8 protein-coding genes are annotated in these 13,879 nt (G+C 51.5%); 4 read left to right on the forward strand and 4 right to left on the reverse strand.

The window, feature by feature from the left end; all coding sequences use genetic code 11:
* Positions 1-29: 29 nt before the first annotated feature.
* Genes FJ146_09400 through FJ146_09410 form a run of 3 tightly spaced genes read right to left on the reverse strand, consistent with a single transcriptional unit; the run spans position 30 to position 6,401 of the window.
* Entirely contained in the window at positions 30-4,340 is a 4,311-nt protein-coding gene (locus FJ146_09400; protein ID MBM4252173.1) for a hypothetical protein, read from the reverse strand.
* Positions 4,341-4,380: 40 nt separating this feature from the next.
* Positions 4,381-5,421 carry a hypothetical protein gene (locus FJ146_09405; GenBank protein ID MBM4252174.1) on the reverse strand — a complete coding sequence of 347 codons (1,041 nt, stop codon included), beginning with the start codon at positions 5,419-5,421 and terminating at the stop codon, positions 4,381-4,383.
* 17 nt (positions 5,422-5,438) lie between these two features.
* A complete protein-coding gene (locus tag FJ146_09410; protein MBM4252175.1) occupies positions 5,439-6,401 on the reverse strand; it encodes a tetratricopeptide repeat protein in 963 nt (320 codons plus the stop codon).
* A 170-nt stretch (positions 6,402-6,571) separates the two neighbouring features.
* Between FJ146_09410 and FJ146_09415 the strand changes: the two genes are divergently transcribed.
* Positions 6,572-7,315 carry an AgmX/PglI C-terminal domain-containing protein gene (locus FJ146_09415; protein ID MBM4252176.1) on the forward strand — a complete coding sequence of 248 codons (744 nt, stop codon included), beginning with the start codon at positions 6,572-6,574 and terminating at the stop codon, positions 7,313-7,315.
* Positions 7,316-7,458: 143 nt separating this feature from the next.
* Here the strand turns inward: FJ146_09415 and FJ146_09420 are convergent, their stop codons facing one another.
* Positions 7,459-7,791, reverse strand: a complete 333-nt coding sequence (locus tag FJ146_09420; protein ID MBM4252177.1) for a hypothetical protein — start codon at positions 7,789-7,791, stop codon at positions 7,459-7,461.
* Between the two features lie 214 nt (positions 7,792-8,005).
* Between FJ146_09420 and purD the strand changes: the two genes are divergently transcribed.
* The 3 genes from purD to metH all read left to right on the forward strand — a co-directional run bounded on the left by purD (position 8,006) and on the right by metH (position 13,730).
* Positions 8,006-9,322 carry a phosphoribosylamine--glycine ligase gene (gene purD / locus FJ146_09425; GenBank protein MBM4252178.1) on the forward strand — a complete coding sequence of 439 codons (1,317 nt, stop codon included), beginning with the start codon at positions 8,006-8,008 and terminating at the stop codon, positions 9,320-9,322.
* Between the two features lie 65 nt (positions 9,323-9,387).
* On the forward strand, positions 9,388-10,014 hold the full coding sequence (locus tag FJ146_09430) for a septum formation inhibitor Maf (protein ID MBM4252179.1): 627 nt from the start codon (positions 9,388-9,390) through the stop codon (positions 10,012-10,014).
* Positions 9,996-13,730, forward strand: a complete 3,735-nt coding sequence (gene metH / locus FJ146_09435; GenBank protein MBM4252180.1) for a methionine synthase — start codon at positions 9,996-9,998, stop codon at positions 13,728-13,730. The genes FJ146_09430 and metH overlap by 19 nt, the downstream gene beginning before the upstream one ends.
* Positions 13,731-13,879 lie beyond the last annotated feature (149 nt).

The following is a 13,879-nucleotide window of genomic DNA, read 5'->3' on the forward strand; positions in this document are numbered from 1 at the left end:
CTGTGAGAGTCTGACTCCTCAGGTGCAATTCATTCGAATGAAAAGCGGAATTTAAGGTTGACTCTAGAGTCTCCTTCGATGTTGCCCGGCGTATTTTGCGTCGGCAAGGCGTCCTTATTACGCAGAACTTCGTGTATACCTGAGACATATATATTTTCGTTCACGTTATATTCTAGTGAAACCTGGCTGGTCGCTTGATCTGTCCTGAGAACCACGTCCAAATTTTCGCCCAAATCAAATGGCAAATTGAGTCGAGGTACCGGGCTGCCGTCTGTGGAAGGGTGGGTGTCGATATAGACGTTGCGCACGACGCTTTGACCAGAGGCATCGAGTAGCTTTTCGACGGGCTCTTCAAATTGACCGAGTAAAATATTAGCAGCTTCGCTAGTCGCCGCACTCTGCGTTTGCTGACCCATGGATTGACTCTCCTGGGGTAACTTGCCGCGCGACAGTAATACTAAAATCTCGAGTTTGCTAATAGCATTCCCATTTTCTCTTGTAGGCGGATCGACAGAGAATTCGACGGTAGGATTTGATGCACGACCACTTATGCCAAGGTACACGCGATATATATCGACATCGCTGACAGCCAGGATATCTAGACTTGGGTCAGCCTTGATGGGGTCGTCAAAAATCACAAGACCACGAGTAATTTTGAAATCCTGTTTGTAGGTGAATTTGCCTTTGTCTACTTCTAGTTGACCTGACAGCACCGGATTCTTGTCGGTTCCTTTGATGCGCAGATCGGTTGACATCTGCACCTGAAGGTTTCGGTTGTGAATGTTTATGCTTTGATTTGCGCCGACGTTTAAATCAAGGGTTAAAATTGGTTTTTCATCCAAGGACGATGAGCCGATGGACTTTTGCCTTAAGGCGTTCACAATCTCGTTACGAATATCGACCTCGCGTGTTGAACGAGCACGATTAATGACGATATCTCCTGCGAGTTTAAATGGCATCCCCTGTCCGGATACTACGAGATTACCGCTGATCTGAGATTCAAAGTTTTTAATAAAGGCGACCGGATACACAACAGTTGCATCACTTAGGTTGATATCCAAATGAGATTCCGTGTTGCTCACGCCACCTAAATTGATACTGCCCGAGGCCGAGACAGAGCCTGTACCTTTTTCTGCAGCAAGCTTGTCAATGATGACGCGGCCGTCTTTATAAGCAGCTTTCAACTTGATATTGCGAAACGCTGGTCTAATTTCAGCGATCCCTACCGAGAGAGGGCGCCAGGTTGCTGCGGTTAGATCGTTTGCAGCGAGGTCACTGAATTCGACGATTGGTCGTGGCTCGGTTACAGATCCAAAAATGGATCCGATAATATTGACTTTGCCTTCAGCAGTATCTACATCTTGGACGAACTCCTTGATAATTCCGGCATCGACGACACTTTCGAAAAATAAGCCGAGACGTTCCGGGGGGCGGCTATCTTTAGTAGTGATCCGTGCCTGCATATACTTACCACTTAAAAAGAGATCCCGATTATTATCGAAGCGCCAACCCTTTTTGGTGAATAGGAGCTTAACGGGTTGATCTTGTCGCACCTGAATAGTTCTAGTTTGGCTTGCGATATCATTGACGAAATTGGCCCTGAGATCATTGATCGTGAGATCGCCGACGGAATGCCAGAAGTCATTGAAGATGCCTTTAAGGTGCCAGTCTCCGGTGAAATAAAGGTAATTGCGAGGATCATCCCTTAGTAGAGAGGATCCAAGAACACGCAAATCGTAACGATGACAACTTATGTACCACTCAAATGGAACACCATTTTGCGATAGATCAAACGAAAGTCGCCCGTCGAGAGCGTTACCAGCCTGGTTTACAACCAAATCAAAGCGACTACCTGTGGAGAAGCCTCTCAAGTTGATAGCTGTCATTTGCATGCCGAAGATGGCAGGTCTTTCAATTGCGGCAGTGAAACTGCCCTGCATGGATTCCAAGGTACCCGAATAATCGGCCTGACCTACAATCAGCCCCTTCATGCCACGTGGGCGTAGATACTCACCCACGTAGGGAAAGTTGCTAAGGTGATCCCTTTCTGAGTCACTTGTACGTCCGCTCGATGGCAGTGGACCTTTTTGGGACAATGTACGTGCACTGATCGAGAGCTTATCAGATGGATGTAAGCCCAGTACATAAAGAGGATGCTTGGCGCTCTCGGCATATGCCAGATTAAATGGTGTGGATCTTTGATGCGCAACTTTGCCAGTCAAGCTTAAACTGTTGATATTTACGACTAGGTTTTGGGTGCGCCATCCCCTCTTGTCCGCCACAACGTTAGTATCTAACATGGTGACCAGAGTCTCGCCATTGAGTCGCGCATCTTTGGCTGTAAGGTTGAGCTTAGCTTCTCCTGCAAGCATCTGTAGTAGTGGGCCTTGATAGGTTCCTGATAAGTTTCTGATCTCGGCGCTAAAATCATTGTCAGGGTCAATAGCATTAGCAATGGCTCGTACGACGTCACGCGAGAGATCTGCTATTTCGATACTGGTTTTGATTGGCATCTCAGAGGTTGAAATATCGAGCTGCCCATTCGGTAATTCGATGCTGCCACCCTCGACGGGATATGCCTCGATATCACGCCAGCTCAGAATATTATCGACGTACTTAATCGATCCCGTGACGACCCCAAATGGAATATGACTCACTGCGACGTCGCTCTGATCTAGTCGGGCATCCAAGACAATTTGATCAAAAGGCCCACTAAGTTTCGCATCAATACTACCAGTGCCAGATATGGGTTGCTGAATGAAGTATTCCGCCAACCTAAGATCAGCGTCGCGGGTACCGATGTGGATATCAGTCTTGCCAGGCCCAGCAAATTGGAGGCCTCCGGCAATCTGGATATTAGTTTTAGCGGGAGCAATGTGTTTGCCAGTGGCAAGGTCAGTTTTTGTGTTTTCATCAATGCATGTAGCTTTCGTCCCCGTAAGATCAAGCTGGCTCGATGTAACAAGGAGTAGGAGATCAACTTGGCATGAGGGTGATCTCGGGAATTTAGTTAGTGGAAGAGGAATACTTGGGACGACAATGTCTGATGCATTAACTTTGGCCGTTGTTGTCAGGGTAAAAGGATCACCCTTACCTTTGATGCGAATATTCTTACCAGTTATTGCTAAGTCGACGAGGCGACTATCGACATCCAGGGATTCCAGCAAGTCGACGAGGTGCAACTTGTCAGCATCCAGGGTAAAGTCGAGATCGAGATCGCGATTTAATTTGATGGCGCCGCCACCCCTGGCAACCCTAGTCTTATCTACTATAATCTCGATGTCGGGCAGGCTTACGGCATTTTCGTCGATGGCAAAGCTAGTATGCGAGTCCAGTAGCCTGAAGCCGTAAAGACGAGCATCAACAGATTTGCCTTTTCCAGTCACCTTGAATTGAGGGGATGCCTGACCTGTAAATGGTATATCGAGGTCGAGACGGAAATCTCCATCGATCCGACCATGAGTATCTGGTAGCTCTAAATAAGAGCCTAGAAGGGACATGTCTGCGGAGCCTCTATGATCTAAGTAGAACTGGACTCCAGTTACTAGCGGATTGCGTCCTTCTGTGGTTTTCAGCTCACCGTTACCCTCGCCGGTGAAGTTCACACGTTCACCGTGGATCAAAAGATCCGTGAGGCTAAGCAGCCTATCGTTGAGGGCTAAGCGGCCCGCCAACTTTGTAGATTCAAGCATTGAGGACGGTCCAACGGACAGGTCGACAGCCTTAATGTCGAAGTCCAAACTCATCTTGCGCCATGATCGGTAATCAAAAATCGCGTCCAAGGCTCCTACAGCCAAAGTGAGATAACTTGGCGAAATGGGCGGTGAGAACAGCGGCTGTTCGACGTAGAGCTTGGCATTGATCAATGCTATCCGGCTCACCGGTAAATCGAAACGCGGTGGCCAGTTTAGTTGATCGTCGTCAGTTACCCGTTGATGTTGCGGTATTTTGGGATCGGGTTTTATCAGGGAACTCAGTGCTGCTGGAGGCGGCCAAATGATGGTTGGATCGTTCAACTCGACGTTTGATAAGCGCAGTTCGCCCAGAATAAGGCTCCAGATAGAGATGCGTGTCCGCAGTTGCGGTACGGTGACCATGGGCTGGTCGGCCGCATCACTAGCAGCGACTTTTAGGCCATAAATATCTAGGCCAGCGGGTAGCAGTGAAACTTTCAGAGCTTGAAAGTTGACGGTTAAATTCGTGTGCTTGGTGACCTGTTCGTTGATGATGACGCGGATGAGTCTGTGTGTGTAGGGGTTATCTATGATCAAATTAGCAAAAAACGCCGTCAAGCCCACTATCGTGAGCGTGATGACAAGTTTTCTTAGGCCTTTGATCATGCTGCGTGTGCTGAACTCATTTTATAATTAGCGTTAGGCCTCAGCGCTTACGGCTGCCGTCTGATTTAAATAAAGAAGATAGGCGGATACCAGGGATATCTTTGTCTTGATTTTCGATAGGTACGGCACTCTTCGGTGGTTCCAAATTTTTTTCTGGTGTTGGAAGTGTTGCCGTCGTTGATGCACTAGCCACTGTCGCTGGACGGTATAATGCAGTGAGAGGCATCGCCAGGCCAGCAGCAGACGTATTGAGAGTAGAAATATGAGGTGCCTTGCCAGCAATATAGCGGTTCGCTGCGAGCACGATCTCTTTAGTGATCACTCTGGACTCCCGAACACTACACTCGATGAGGCAGTTCTCGGCAATCGTGTTAATGCGCGCAATGACGCCACGTGATTCGTCGAAGATTGCTCTTAAAGCATCAGTTTGGATCTCTGCCTGAAGTTGAGCTAGATCGAGTCTGTGGCGGAGATAGGCTGATGTCTCGGCCTCAGAAATTGGACGGGTTTCGAGTGCGAATGATATGTGCGTGGCAAGGCTCTCCGACTCAATGAAGAGTTGCAAGAGTCGAGGTTCGCCGCATAGCACGAACGAGACGCAGGGTTCAGCGAGTGCTTGTAGACTCATGAGGCTTGAGAGCTCTTGCCACGATGCGGCGGTGTCAGCCATGTGAGCGGCATCAACAAAGACGATGAGTTTGCGCTTCTCTTCGACGAGTTCATCTAATCTAGTGACGACGTCACGAAGTAAATGATCGGTATGGCTCGGCTGTCCCCTAGTACCAAAAAATTCGCTCAGACGTCTTGCCAACCAGCCGCTTCTCGGTTCTGGTGAGATCATCGTAGTTAAAAGCGTGTCGTAGTGCTCGACGGGAAACTGCAAATTGAGCCACTTAAGATAAGTGCTTTTGCCTGTGCCTTTCATACCGATGAGAAACGCTACAGTTTGGGGCTGCTTAGTCAATAGCAGCAGACGTTCAAGGTCTTCCTTAAGCGCCGAGGGGAAAAAGGTGTCCGACGGCTCTAGAGAGTGAAGAAAAATGCTGCGGTCAATTTGCCAAAACTGATTAAAGTCTGCCATTTTGTAACCTTCTCCTGCTAACCAGCAGCTGGAAGTCCGCTGGAATCAGCATTTAGCCACTTTAGTTGAAATTTTTTAAAAGATCGTCCGCTATGCGTAAGGAGTTGTTCTGCTTCATCATCGCGGCCGGAGGCGAATAGTAAGCGCGCGTAGAAGTCGATGCTCATAGGATCCGCTGACTCACTTTTTGCGATGGTTTCGAGGTAGATTAAAGCGGCGTTAAGCTGACCTAGCATCAGTGCGGCTTGAACATAATCGGGTACGAGTAAACGTGAAGTACCATGAGCCGTTTTAAGTGTCGTCAGGAGATGGAGAGCTAATTTTGGCATAGATCCGTGTAGATATAGATCAACGAGGCTCATGATGCGTGCGTCTTGTCGGGGGTCTTTTTTAATCGAGGCTAATATAGTCTGCTCGGCATCTCTGAAGTTTCCAGCCTTCCTGAGTTGGAGGGCGAGTGACTGGACGCACAGGGAATGAATGGCTTCCTGCTCCATCAGTTTCAATAAAGCCCCATTGAGTTGTTCATCGGTAACCCGATTGAGCAGATAACCCAGTCGGCGCAGCGTGGCGAAACTAGGTTTTTCCCAGCGCTGCAGTAGATCTGAAAAGTGGGGTAAAAATGCCGCAGGTGTGACTGGTTTGATGGCTACTTCAAATCCCATTTTGGTCAGCAGTGGCGCCTCACTACTGCGCTGCGGCAGGAGTAGGCACAGAATAGGAGTACATATTGCCGTTATTTCATTGAGGAGAGCGCGTACATGAAATCCGCTGGGTGACGTCACGGAATCATCGACAATAATGAGATTAGCTGCGCCTTTTCTTGTTTGATCGACGGCATAAGAAAGCGATTTCGTGGTTTCTGTAACGGTCCAATGAAATCGCTGCGTCAGTTGGGAGTACATGCGGTGGACACCATCGACATCACTGATGATGATAGCGGAACGTGTCAACCAGGTTGAACGCGAGGGAGTTTCCATGTGTGGGTGATCCGGGTGAAATGCGATGAGAGGGGAGATCTTCCTATGATACCATAATTCACGATGTCCGAAGAATAATTCTCGTGATTATGGACTCTTAGGATTTACTTCTCTGGTTTCGCAAAAAGGTGCCGATAGCCTCAGTAGGACTCTTTGGAGGTTGGGAGCGCTTGCGAGAGAATTTAAACACAGTCTTCATGCCTATACTCGTTGGCTTTTTGGTCTGCGGTTGCAAGACCTTCAAAGAGGGCAACGACGACGTGGACGTGCCCTCAGCGCGGCAGGTTGCTGCGAAAGTTGCTGAGTTGCACCCGCCGCTAGAGGAGCCGCTACCACAGGTTGCGACTTATCGGTATCGCCGCGAGATAAGCATGTACTACAAGCTTGAGCTCAATGCGAGTAAGGCACAAATTACCAATGCTTTAGGCGTGATGCGGTCGCACGATCATGAAATCCGTGCTTGTTATGCCGACCGACTTGAGGAAGTCTCTGGTTTGAGCGGGGATCTCCAGATTTCTTTTACGCTACTAAAATCAACAGGACTCGTCGGTAACGTTGCGCGTACCGGTGGCAGTTTATCTGACTTGGCGACGATTAACTGTGTAACCAAGAAGCTCGCACACATGCGCTTTAATGCTCGCGGTGACTATCGCGGACGCGTTCGTTACAGCTTCGCATCGTCTGATCGGTCCCCGGAGCGAGCTCCGTCAGTCCTACCTCAAATGCAAATGCCGGCTAAAGCCAAGCCGGCACTTGTGGGTCCGCCGTCATCGTTGGCTCGCCCACCGACGCAACAGCAGCAAAAGTCCGAGCAAAAAGAGGCCGCCAACCAAAAATGTAGCGGCTGCAAGGGGCAGGACGGTGGCAAGCAGCAAGCACAGGCTGTAGGCCAAAAGTCCAAGAACGCCGATTGAAATCGCGGTGACAAGATCCTTGATAATAAGTGCCTTGATGACTTCACCAGTGGCTTTACGCAAGCTCTCTTGTGCCGCAGCACCTATTGCAGGTACCGGCGACTCTAGCGTAGCGCCGATGGTTCCGAGCGATTTCATGATCCCTACAGCCGCCTCGCCTTTCCCAGGAGAAAGCCAAGTCCTAGCGCTGCTCCGGCGAAAAGATATGGGCTCTGCCGCACTTGTTGGTCGATACTGCGGGCCGCTACTTTCACCTGGCCGCTTAGCTGTGTGAGGCGCTCTTGTAGGCCTTTTAATTCGCGCTCCATTTCACCAACGTCATCAGTCGGTACCGCTTTTTCCGCTGCGGCGTCACTCACCTGAGTGAGGCGAATAGTGAGCTTGCTCAGCTCATCAAGCATCTGGATCGAGTCGGAGATCATCGCTTTCAGCCGTGGATCGGTGCCCACAGGTACAGCGGTATCGGCTTTGTTCATCGCTACCTCCTGATTGCGGCGGTTGGCCTCAAACCTTTATTGGCCGTGGTTTTCCCGCCCTCTTGATTGATTTCTACGCCTCTCGCGCTGAGACTGCAACAGGGCTCCGCCGCATGACCAAATTGCTCCGTGAAGTCCCGACGTTGACATAGTGGGGGTGCTGCGCTATGCGTGAAATCCCACAAAGTAGACAACGCATCGCAGGAGGCTAAGCATGCGCGTGCTTCTGATTGGAAAAGGTGGGCGCGAACACGCTATCGCCTGGAAGATCTCCCAGTCTGAACTTCTAAGCAAACTTTACTTGTGGCCTGGAAATCCGGGAATGGCGGCACTCGGTGACAGCTTGCCAATTTCTGCCTCGGCTGATTTTGCTACTTTGATCGTCGCGGCTAAACAAGCCCAAATTGATTTGGTGGTGTCTGGACCAGAGGCGCCGCTTTCTGAGGGCCTTGCTGATGCTTTTGCCGCGTCGGGAATTCCGACCTTTGGTCCCGTGCAAGCTGTGGCGCAGCTCGAATCGTCAAAGGAGTTTGCCAAGCAAATGATGGCAAAGGCGGAAATCCCGACTGCTGCATACCGCGTCGCCCACAATGAGGCGGAGTGCCGCCAGTATGCATTGGACACGCTTGAGTCCTCAGGTGGCGTCGTATTGAAAGCATCGGGACTCGCCGCAGGCAAGGGGGTTTTCGTTTGTCGCGATGCCCTTGACGTCACTAATGGTCTTGAACGCCTTTACCACTCAGATATGAAGGACGCTGCAGCATCGGTCGTAATTGAGGAAGTGCTGCTTGGACGTGAGTGTTCATATTTTTGTTTCTTGGGAGAAGCTGGGCCGCTCAGTCTTGGCTTTGCCGTTGATTACAAACGACTCAACGATGGCGATGAGGGACCCAATACAGGCGGTATGGGCTGCTACGCGCCAGTGCCCTGGCTGCCCGAGGACGCAGCAGCTCGCGTGCAAGAGGCAGTGGTGCAGCCTCTTTTAAAAGCGTTGAAAAAAGAGGGGCTTAGCTACCAAGGATGCCTTTACGTCGGGCTCATGTGGTCCCCAACCAAAGGGCCGCAAGTCGTTGAATTTAACGTGCGTTTGGGTGATCCGGAAGCCCAAGTGTTGGCACTTTATGATGACCGTGACTGGCTGGCTTGGATGGCAGCTAGTTGTGGACTCAATGCTGGCGTCAAGAAACTTACAGCTTCAGCCATGCATCCAGTAGGGCAAACGCGCGCTGTCGCGGTGGTTATGGCGGCAGCGTCTTATCCCTATGGCAATGATCCCGGTATGATGGCATCTCTGCCCGAAGCGGCGTTTGCCAATCCTCCGGAATCCTCGGTGATGACTTTCGCCGCAAATGTCACCAAAAAGGTGGACGGTGTTTGCGTCACTAGTACGGGGCGCGTGCTGACGGTGTGTGCGCGGGCCAGTACTTTCGCTGCTGCGCGAAAACTAGCCTATGCGCGGGTGGATGAGCTGGCGCAAATTTGGGGTGGGGCTCGGTGGCGCCGCGATATCGCGTTGGCAGTCGAGTCTTAACTAAAGTATCATCGCGGCCAATCAGGACGCGGGTTTGGTGAGTTTTCGTAGAGGAGGCGGACGGCGTGAGTGGGAATGAGAGCAGGCCAAAGCTCGTGTTGGGGAGCTCATCGCCACGGCGTCGCGATCTACTCGATGCTGTTGGTCTCACGTATACAGTGGTCAAACCGGAGACTCCCGAGGTGCCGTTGCCTGGCGAAATGCCCGAGGCGTACGTACGGCGTAATGCTGCGGAAAAGGCGGCCTGGGTGGTGGCTCATGGCTGCGCCGCGGAGCCCTCGTCGTCCGGTGTGATTGTTATTAGTGCCGATACAATCGTCGTCTTGGACGACCAGATTTTAGAAAAACCAGCTGACGCGGCCCATGCCAAGGCGATGCTACGGCGTCTGTCAGGTCGCTGGCACACTGTGATTTCCGGTGTGACCCTGCAGGCCGCACTAGGACCCAGGACACACCTGCAAACATTTGCTGTGCACACGCGTGTGCTCATGAAAGCTTTGGGTGAGAGGGAAATTGAATCCTACGTACGTACCGGCGAACCCCTCGATAAGGCCGGTGGATATGCGGCGCAGGGCATTGGTAGTTACATGGTTGAGCGGATAGAAGGCTCTTATGCCAATGTCGTGGGTTTACCAATAGCCGAAGTGGTGCAGGCGCTGGAGCAGTCTTTCGGATATACAATTTGGGAGTGATCTTACCGGTGGCGAAGCAACAGCTCAGTGATATTTTGGCGCAGCGTATTGCGATCATCGACGGTGCTATGGGCACGATGATTCAGCAGTACAAACTGGACGAAGCGGACTTTCGCGGCGAGCGCTTTCGCGATCACCCCAAGGATCTCAAGGGCAATAACGACCTCCTTGTCCTCACGCGACCGGATATTATTCGGGAAATTCATCTCCAGTACCTCGAGGCTGGCGCCGATATTATCGAAACGAACACGTTTAGCAGTACGGCCATTGCACAGGCTGACTACGGGCTCGAGAGCATCGCGCGGGAACTTAACGTCGCCGCCGCCCGTATTGCTAAGGAAGCAGTCGCCGCGTTTGAGCGACGCCATCCGGGACGCACTGCATTTGTTGCTGGCGCAATCGGTCCAACCAACCGTACCTGCTCGCTATCGCCGGATGTCAATAATCCAGCGTATCGTGCGGTTACTTTTGATGAGTTAGTTGATACCTATTACGAGCAGATTGAGGGCCTGGTCGAGGGCGGAGCTGATCTACTTCTGCCCGAAACTACTTTCGATACTCTAAACCTTAAAGCTGCCGTGTTTGCTCTTGAGAAGTTTTTTGACCACTACGGCAAGCGCTTACCCGTGATGCTGTCGGTCACTATCACAGATGCTTCGGGCCGTACGCTTTCAGGGCAAACGCTTAGTGCTTTTTGGTACTCTGTAAGGCATGCGAAGCCACTCAGCGTTGGCATCAACTGTGCTCTCGGTGCCAAAGAAATGCGTCCCTACATCGAGGAACTGTCGAAGCTCGCAGACTGCTACGTCAGTTGTTATCCAAATGCTGGATTGCCCAATCCATTGAGTGACACAGGCTACGATGAGAAGCCGGCGGATACATCAGCGCTACTTAAAGAATTTGCCCAGTCGCATTTCATCAACATGGTCGGTGGCTGCTGTGGGACGACCCCAGATCATATCCGTGCCATAGCTGATGCTGTGCGTGCCTTGCCTCCACGCAAAGTGCCGCGCGTACCGCCGGCAACGCGGCTAGCTGGGTTGGAGCCGTTTACTCTGGTTGGGGAGCGCGCTCCCTTTGTCATGGTTGGGGAGCGCACCAACGTAACGGGTTCACCTAAGTTCGCGCAGTTGATCAAGACTGGGGATTTTGATGCAGCCCTAAGCGTTGCTAAACAACAGGTCGATAACGGTGCTAACGTTATCGACATTAACTTTGACGAGGGCCTCCTCGATGGTGAAGCGTGCATGACACGCTTTCTCAACCTCATCGCCTCTGAGCCTGATATTGCCAAAGTCCCGATCATGATCGACTCGTCCAAATGGTCGGTGATCGAGGCTGGTCTTCGATGCGTGCAGGGCAAGTCTATCGTCAACTCCATCAGCCTTAAAGAGGGCGAGGAGAAATTTCTCGAGCACGCCAAGACTTGTATGCGTTACGGTGCATCGGTCATAGTCATGGCTTTTGATGAGCAGGGTCAGGCTGCGTCTAAGGACGACAAAGTTAGAATTTGTGTGCGGGCATATAAGCTACTGACCGAGCGTCTCGGCATGGCGGCAGAGGACATTATCTTCGACTGCAATATCCTAACGGTTGCGACCGGTATGGAAGAGCATAATAACTACGCTGTCGACTTTATTGAAGCTGTCCGCGAGATCAAAAAACAATGTCCGGGTGTCCGGACATCAGGAGGCGTGAGTAATATCTCGTTCTCCTTCCGTGGTAACAATGTCGTGCGCGAGGCCATGCATGCGGCATTTCTCTATCATGCCATCAACGCTGGCCTCGACATGGGAATTGTCAACGCCGGGATGCTGGAGGTCTACGAGGAGATTAATAAAGAGCTCTTGGTCATGGTTGAGGATGTGCTCCTCAATAGACGGCCAGATGCTACTGAACGCCTCATCGATTATGCTGAGAAAGTCAAAAATCAGGGGAAAGCCAAGACCAAGGAAGAAGAAACCTGGCGCAGCGGTACCGTCCAGGAACGTCTGGCGCACGCATTAGTCAAGGGTCTCACCGATTTTGTGGATGTAGATACGGAAGAAGCGCGCCAGCAGTACCCGCGACCGCTCGATGTGATTGAAGGGCCGTTGATGGACGGGATGAAAATCGTCGGCGAGCTTTTTGGTGCCGGCAAGATGTTCCTCCCGCAGGTGGTCAAGAGTGCGCGCGTGATGAAACGTGCTGTTGCCTACCTTTTGCCATTTATGGAAGAGGAGCGCTTGGCAGCTGCGGCTGAAGGTCGGACCACGCGCACTCAAGGCAAATTTGTCATCGCTACGGTTAAGGGCGATGTGCATGACATTGGCAAGAACATCGTTAGCGTCGTGCTTGGCTGCAACAACTACGAAGTGATCGATCTAGGTGTGATGGTATCTTGCGAGAAGATACTGGAAAAAGCCCGAGAGGTGGGCGCGGTTGCGATCGGGATGAGTGGCCTCATCACGCCTTCGCTTGATGAGATGGTATATAACGCGTCAGAAATGCAGCGGCAGGGCTTTGATATTCCGCTACTTGTTGGTGGCGCGACCACAAGTAAGGCCCACACAGCCATTAAAATTGCGCCGCAGTACGAAGGTGTCGTTGCACACGTCGCTGATGCGTCTTTGGTCGTCAATGTCATTGGCGACCTCGTTAATCCGGACAAGCGCGAGGCGTTTGTCACGAATCTCAAGGCTGATCAGGAAAAGATCAGGCGCCGTTTCGCCGGTCAGAGTGACGACCGTGACATGTTACCCCTAAGCGAAGCCAGAGGCAGGGCGTTTCCGACCGATTGGTCGCAGGTTCAGATTGATAAACCTGAGGCACTTGGTGTGCAGGTTTTTGACGAATTGCCAATGACGGCTGTCGTGCCCTACATAGACTGGTCACCTTTCTTCTGGGCGTGGGATCTAAAAAGTTTGTATCCCGGAATCCTCGAGCACGAGAAATGGGGTAATCAAGCACGCGCTTTGTTTAAAGATGCTCAGGCGATGCTCAAGGACATCCTTGCCAACAAGCGATTTAGACCGAAAGCGGTCCTTGGATTTTGGCCAGCGGCCAGTCAAGGAGACGATGTCCTCGTTTATGCCGATGAATCCAGGCGTGAAGTGTTGACGACTTTACACTTTCTTCGGCAGCAAAAACGTAAACGGGATAGTGACGAGTATCTGTGCCTAGCCGACTTCGTGGCACCGGTAGCATCAGGGCGTGCCGATTATATTGGAGCATTCGCTGTTACCACTGGCCCAGAGGCAGACGTGTACGCCGAAGGGTTTAAGGACCGCGGTGACGATTATTCGAACATCATGGCCAAGGCTCTGGCCGATCGATGCGCCGAAGCCATGGCTGAGCTCATGCACAAAAAAGCCAGAGAGAACTGGGGCTACGGCAGGCTTGAGCAGCTTTCGCCGGAACAGCTGATCAAAGAGGAGTATCGTGGTATCCGGCCGGCACCTGGGTATCCCGCATGTCCTGATCATACGGAGAAGCTCCTCATTTGGGACCTATTAAACGTCGAGAAGAATGTCGGCATCACACTCACCGAATCGATGGCCATGATGCCTCCTAGTTCCGTGAGTGGTCTTTACTTCCCCCACCCCGCAGCCCATTACTTTAGGGTCAGTCGTATAGGTCGTGATCAGGTTGAAGACTACGCCGCGCGTAAGGGGTTCTCAGTCGCCGACGTGGAGCGGTGGCTAGCCCCGAACTTAGGCTACGATGAACGGGTTTAGCTGGAGTTAGCGCTGATTAAGTAAACGACTAATTGTGAGAAATAGTCCTGTAACTATCGGATTATAGCATTAAAAATGCGAGGCAAAAGCGCCGCGTTGTGGTAGGATATAAAGGTTCATAGCCATAAACCACCGCGGCCAAGTCTACG

It is taken from the genome of Deltaproteobacteria bacterium, from assembly GCA_016874735.1.
Taxonomy (GTDB): Bacteria; Bdellovibrionota_B; Oligoflexia; order Oligoflexales; family CAIYRB01; genus CAIYRB01.

Bases quoted from the DNA above. Each gene is read 5' to 3' on its own strand.
- FJ146_09400 (MBM4252173.1), bottom strand. From the start codon at position 4,340: ATGATCAAAGGCCTAAGAAAACTTGTCATCACGCTCACGATAGTGGGC.
- FJ146_09405 (MBM4252174.1), bottom strand. From the start codon at position 5,421: ATGGCAGACTTTAATCAGTTTTGGCAAATTGACCGCAGCATTTTTCTT.
- FJ146_09410 (MBM4252175.1), bottom strand. From the start codon at position 6,401: ATGGAAACTCCCTCGCGTTCAACCTGGTTGACACGTTCCGCTATCATC.
- FJ146_09420 (MBM4252177.1), bottom strand. From the start codon at position 7,791: ATGAACAAAGCCGATACCGCTGTACCTGTGGGCACCGATCCACGGCTG.
- purD (MBM4252178.1), top strand. From the start codon at position 8,006: ATGCGCGTGCTTCTGATTGGAAAAGGTGGGCGCGAACACGCTATCGCC.